The sequence below is a fragment of the Thiohalocapsa sp. genome (assembly GCF_019695415.1).
Lineage (GTDB): Bacteria > Pseudomonadota > Gammaproteobacteria > Chromatiales > Chromatiaceae > Thiohalocapsa.
In genome coordinates this window covers 1-4,241 of record NZ_JAIFKJ010000616.1, presented here as the reverse complement: position 1 = coordinate 4,241, position 4,241 = coordinate 1, and the positions used below count along the sequence as shown (strand labels likewise).

The following is a 4,241-nucleotide window of genomic DNA, read 5'->3' as shown; positions in this document are numbered from 1 at the left end:
GAGGTCCTCTACGGCACCGTGTGCTTCCGGCAGCCGTGCGTGATTCAGGAGTAGTGAAGCGAGACGATGTACGATAGGGAAACAATCAGCTGATAAATTGTTTTAATTGATGACTTAGATTTTTCTGCGGGACACGAGGATTTGTTTCCTCTACAACGTCGCGCATGAAGACGACGTCATCGACCAAGCGCTACAGCGGGCGGGAGTTTCTGGCCGAAGAGATTGCCCAGATTCGCCGTCTCGTTCAGATCGAGCCCGGCATCAGCCGCCAGCAGTTGTCCTATCGGGTGTGCGAGGCCTTTGACTGGCGCAAGCCCGACGGCAGCCTGAAGGACATGAGCTGCCGGGTGGCGCTGTTGCGCATGCACCGTGAAGGGCTGCTCGAGCTGCCGGCGCCCCGCCACAAGGTCAACCCTTGCCGGTCGTTCGCCCGGCGCACGCCGCAGGCAGAACCTGAGCCAAGGCTGGAGGCGGCGGTGCATGAGCTTCGCGATCTACGCCTTGCGGTGGTGGAGCGGGCGGGCAGTGCGCTGTGGAACGAATACATCGACCGCTACCACTATCTCGGCTATAAGCCGTTGCCTGGGGCGCAGCTGCGCTATTTCGCGCTGGCGGGGGAACGGATCCTGGGCCTGCTCGGCTTCGGTGCGGCGGCCTGGAAGAGCGGACCACGGGATGAATGGATTGGCTGGAGCCGGGCGCAGCGCCACCGCAACCTCGGCGGCGTGATCAACAACGCTCGGTTTCTGATCCTGCCCTGGGTTCGCGTCTCTTCGCTGGCCAGTAAGCTGTTGGCGATGGCTGCCCGCTCGCTGCCGGCGCACTGGGAAGGGCGGTACGGCTACCGCCCGGTGTTGCTGGAGACCTTCGTGGAGGCAGCGCGTTTTACCGGGACCTGCTACCGGGCGGCGAACTGGACCTGCGTGGGCCAGACGCAGGGCCGGGGGAAGCTGGGAGATCATCGTCTCGGCCAGGTACCGATCAAGACGGTGTGGGTGTATCCGCTGGCGAAGGACTTCCGGGTACGGCTGTGGCAATGACCGATCCGCAGCCCATGGAGATCGAGGCCGCGGAGGTCGAGCGGCTGATCGAGCAGGCGCAACACGGGCGGCTCGATCCCGCCGCGCAGAAGCGGATCGTGCCCCTGTTGCAGACGCTGCTGTGGCTTGAGCACACCTTGCTGGAGACGCGCATCAGCCTGGCGAAGCTGAGAAAGCTCCTCTTCGGCAAGCGCACCGAGAAGACGACGCGAAAACCCTCACAGCCGCCCGACGGGCCGGCGGGTTCGAGCGAGAACGCGGAAGGCCAATCCGATCCCCCAAGTGATCCCGAACCCCCTGCCGGGGACGCCGCCGCTGGGGAGGACGGGAGTCAATCGGAGGGCGCAAGCGATACAGAAACGGGCTCGGGCGAGCAAACGGGTGTTGGTAGCGATGGGCAAAAGCCGACACCGCGACCAGGTCATGGTCGCCTCGGAGCGGCGGATTATCCAGGGGCCGAGCGGATCTTTTGCCCCCATGATCGCTACCAGGCGGGCGATCGCTGCCCCGAATGCACGCGCGGGCGGCTCTACCGCTCACGCTCCCTGGTGCGCCTGCGTTTCCGAGGCCTTCCGCTGGCGCAGGTCATGCGCTATGAATTGGAGCAGCTGCGCTGCGGGGCGTGCGGCGCCTTGTTGGTGGCCCACATGCCACCCGAGGCGGGTCAGGAAACCTACGATGTAAGCCTGAAGGTCCATCTGGCCGTGGCCCATTATCATCTGGGCCTGCCGCTCAAACGCATCGAGTCCTTTCAGCAGCTGGTGGGTATGCCGTTGCCCGATGCCACCCAATGGGAGTTGGTCGAGCAGGTCGCCGATAGCGCCTATCCGCCCTTTGAATACCTCAAGCGTTTCGGCGCCCAACAGCCGCGGGTCTACCAGGACGACACCGGCACGCGCATCCTGTCGCTGATCGCCGAAAACCAGGCCGACCCGCCGCCGGCGCGCAAGGGGATGTACACCACGGTCCTGCGCTTCGAGGGGGAGCAATCGATCTGTCTGTACTTCACCGGGCGCCGGCACGCGGGCGAGAATCTCGACGGTCTCCTGGCCGATCGCGACCCGCGTCTCCCGCCCATCCAATGGATGTCCGATGGCCTGGCAGCCAATACCCCCAAGGAGCACAAGGACCAGGCGGTGGACTTGAGCTGCTTGGTCCATGGGCGCCGGCAGTTTGTTGATATCGAGGCCTTCTTTCCCGGCGAATGCGCGCGGGTCATCGATGCCATCGCCACGATCTACAAGCACGAGGCCCATTGTAAGGACCAGCAGCTCACACCGGCGCAACGCCTCGCCTATCACCAGGAGCACAGCCGCGAAGTGATGGAGGCGCTCAAGACCTGGATGGAGCAACGGCTCGAAGAGCGGCTGGTGGAGCCCAACAGTCGCCTGGGCGGGGCCTTCGAGTATCTGCTCAAGCGCTGGGCCGCCCTGACCCGGTTCCTGCACATTGCGGGGGCACCGCTGGACAACAATGCCGCCGAACGGGCGCTCAAGATCATCCTGCGGTACCGCAAAAACAGTCTGTTCTACAAGAACGAGCACGGCGCCCATGTCGGCGATGTCCTCACCAGCCTGATCGAGACCTGCCGGCTCAACGGGATCAACCCCCTGGACTACCTCCGCGCCCTGATGGAGAACCGCTCGGCGGTGTTCGCCGACCCCGCGGCCTGGCTGCCCTGGAACTACCGCGCGGCCCGCCAACCACTCGAGCGACACCTCCCCTTAAGCCACCCGCCGCCAGTCCTCGGCCATCCGGGCCTGCTCGGGGTTGCCGTTCCATAGGAGGATCTGCAGCTCCCGTGCCGAGAGCCGATGGCCGACATGCGCTGTCGACGGCCACCAGGCCAGGCGTCCCTGGGAGAGGCGTTTCTGGCACAGCCAGAACCCCTGACCGTCGTAACATAATAATTTCAGGGACGTTCCCCGGCGGTTGCGGAAGACAAACAGGGCGCCGCTCATGGGGTCCTCGCCGAGCCTTTGCCGGCACAGGGCGGCCAGCCCATCGATCCCACGGCGGAAGTCCGCCGGCTCGCGGGCCAGAAAGACACGGCTTTGCGGGGTCAGCTGCAGCATGATCAGACCCCCAGGAAACGCTCGACCAATGCCAGCAGCTCCCCACGATGGCTCGGCCGGATCCGCAGGCGCAGTCCATCCGGGCGTTCCAGCTCCAGCCAGGCCGCGGTGGCCTCCGCCCCAGCGGCCTGCTCGAGGAGCGCGGTGTCGATCTCCACAAAGGCGCTCGCCTCGGCAGGACCCGGTCGTGGTTGCGCTGCCGCCATCCGCCGGCGGCGGTTCTCCAGCTCGGTGTAGCTCAGACGCAGCGTCCGACTGACCCGCGAGATCCCGTAGGTTCCCACCAGGACCAGCGCCTCCTCCCAGATCCGCTGCGGGATTCGCTCCCCCCGCTTCTTGCCGCTTCGCCATTGCTCGACATGCCTGGAAACCTCTTCCAGGGTCCGTTTGCTGTCTGTCGCTGCGTTCATGCTGCCTCCGGTGGTCGCTTTGCCATGGAGGCGCACTACATCACCCCGCTGTCAACGGGTCACGCACGTTTGCCGGAACTACACGGTGTTTGCGAGCCGGGGGGTTTCCGTTGGCGAGCCGCTACAGATAGGGATCTCGCGCAAAGGCGCTAAGCCGAAGTTCCCCTCATAGCCACGCGCCAAAATGGGTGCAACCTGCTGTTTTTCGTTAAAAACTTGATCGTTGACCTGCGTCAGTATGTTCCCATGTAAATGACGGATAATTGGCTTGCAATATTGGCGTAATGTGCTATACATGTTCCCATGTATATCGAGGTCGTCCCGAATCGAAACTCGCGCCCCGCCATTTTGCTGCGTGAGGGTTGGCGCGAGGGCAAGAAGGTTTGCAAGCGCACGCTGGCGAATCTCACCGACTGGCCAGCACAGAAAGTGGCCGCGTTGCGCCGGGTGCTCAAGGACGAACCGCTGGTCTCACCGGAGGAGGCGTTCGCGATTGAGCGTTCCTGGCCCCATGGTCACGTGGAAGCGGTGCTGGAGACGATCCGGCATATCGGGCTGGACAAATTGATCGGTGCCAAGCGTACCCGTGAACGCGATTTGGTGCTGGCGATGATTGTGGAGCGATTGATCACACCCTGCTCGAAGCTGGCGACCCGCCGGATGTGGCACAGAACGACGCAGGCGCACTTGCTTGGGGGGGGGGTTGCCGACGAAGG

General features: G+C 64.3%; 4 protein-coding genes and 1 pseudogene. 3 read left to right on the top strand and 2 right to left on the bottom strand.

What is annotated here, in order from left to right; translation table 11 throughout:
- Positions 1–164 precede the first annotated feature (164 nt).
- Positions 165–1,040: a DUF4338 domain-containing protein gene (locus tag I6U14_RS16855; protein ID WP_296900828.1), complete on the top strand. Its 876-nt coding sequence runs from the start codon at positions 165–167 to the stop codon at positions 1,038–1,040.
- Positions 1,037–2,824 carry an IS66 family transposase gene (locus tag I6U14_RS16850; protein ID WP_296900825.1) on the top strand — a complete coding sequence of 596 codons (1,788 nt, stop codon included), beginning with the start codon at positions 1,037–1,039 and terminating at the stop codon, positions 2,822–2,824. Before I6U14_RS16855 ends, I6U14_RS16850 begins: the two co-directional genes overlap by 4 nt.
- Here I6U14_RS16850 and tnpB read toward each other — a convergent pair.
- Both tnpB and I6U14_RS16840 read right to left on the bottom strand, forming a co-directional pair.
- Positions 2,765–3,115: an IS66 family insertion sequence element accessory protein TnpB gene (tnpB, locus tag I6U14_RS16845; protein WP_296900823.1), complete on the bottom strand. Its 351-nt coding sequence runs from the start codon at positions 3,113–3,115 to the stop codon at positions 2,765–2,767. The two genes, I6U14_RS16850 and tnpB, sit on opposite strands and share 60 nt — an antisense overlap.
- A gap of 2 nt (positions 3,116–3,117) precedes the next feature.
- Complete coding sequence (locus tag I6U14_RS16840) at positions 3,118–3,525, bottom strand: hypothetical protein (protein ID WP_296900821.1); 408 nt, start codon at positions 3,523–3,525, stop codon at positions 3,118–3,120.
- 303 nt (positions 3,526–3,828) lie between these two features.
- Here I6U14_RS16840 and I6U14_RS16835 point away from each other — a divergent pair.
- Positions 3,829–4,241, top strand: a pseudogene (locus I6U14_RS16835) (IS1634 family transposase); the annotation flags it as partial.